The organism is Fibrobacter sp. UWH6 (genome assembly GCF_900142465.1).
GTDB lineage: Bacteria > Fibrobacterota > Fibrobacteria > Fibrobacterales > Fibrobacteraceae > Fibrobacter.
Genome location: NZ_FRAX01000049.1, coordinates 1 through 1,056 on the forward strand (window position 1 = coordinate 1; position 1,056 = coordinate 1,056).

Annotated in this window: 2 protein-coding genes; both read left to right on the plus strand. The window is 39.8% G+C overall.

All coding sequences use genetic code 11. The features are described from left to right. Nucleotides 1–162: 162 nt before the first annotated feature. On the plus strand, nt 163–537 hold the full coding sequence (locus BUB73_RS16505; RefSeq protein WP_073287577.1) for a hypothetical protein: 375 nt from the start codon (nt 163–165) through the stop codon (nt 535–537). Nucleotides 538–572: 35 nt separating this feature from the next. Continuing rightward, nucleotides 573–986 carry a hypothetical protein gene (locus BUB73_RS17110; RefSeq protein WP_139259288.1) on the plus strand — a complete coding sequence of 138 codons (414 nt, stop codon included), beginning with the start codon at nt 573–575 and terminating at the stop codon, nt 984–986. Nucleotides 987–1,056: the final 70 nt, after the last annotated feature.

The following is a 1,056-nucleotide window of genomic DNA, read 5'->3' on the forward strand; positions in this document are numbered from 1 at the left end:
TTTTTCTTCTGTTTTTTTTGGCGATTAAATTTTAGAAAATAGCCCATTTTTTGTTTAATTTAGGCGAATGTCAACAAAAAAGGGTGGCGAAGCCACCCACACATGTTGATGAAGAGCCCAACTAATTCAACTTATTTTCGTCTTATAATTGTTATAGAATACGTGAAGTTGCAGGACGCTTATATCTCCGAAGTTGGTACTGGTATTGGCGACTGGAAGCTTATTGGCTACAAGATGAAGAGCACTTCTAACTTCCAGTACTTTGAAGGTACCACCGAAAATGGTGAAACCGCTGGCCAAACCGTTCTTCTGCAGTCCGGTAAGAGTGCTGGCTGGAAGGCTGTTAACGTTGGCGCTTTGAATGACTGCGTTGCAAACAGTGTTTGGCAGCTCGATGTTGAAGCAAATACCGCTTCTGGTGGTTCTGCTGATTACTCTGCAATCATTTCCGGTGGTGCTGGTGGTGACTGCTACGTCCTTACCCCGAACTTTGAAAAGCTCGATACTAAGGATGGCGCGGTTGCAGACGCTTCCTAACTGTTAGTTGATTGACAAATTCAAGACCTTCATCTATGATGAAGGTTCTTTTTTTATTTATGAACACGATAAATCGATATTTTCCTTGTCTTACCGCCGTCGCGTTATTCTTTTGCTTTCATCACTACGGTGGTATTATTCTTGACGCCATATTGTACTTGTTGCAGTATGTCCACTCAGTTTCTCCAGAAAGGTTTTTAGGTGATCCTCCTATTGACTTTGGAAATCAAGACTCATTTGGTTTCTTTTCTCCTTTGCTGGGTGCGTTTGTAAAATCTTTGGGTGTCGATGTAGGAATGAAGATTATGTGTGCATTGTCCCATTTGGGATGGTGTATTGCCGTAATTCTTTTGATAAATTCTATTACACGTTTTTTTAAAAGCGAAAAATATTTTTTATTTGGCTCTTCATCAACATGTGTGGGTGGCTTCGCCACCCTTTTTTGTTGACATTCGCCTAAATTAAACAAAAAATGGGCTATTTTCTAAAATTTAATCGCCAAAAAAAACAGAAGAAAAA

Coding starts and splice junctions, on each gene's coding strand:
- BUB73_RS17110 (WP_139259288.1), top strand. CDS start 573: ATGATGAAGGTTCTTTTTTTATTTATGAACACGATAAATCGATATTTT.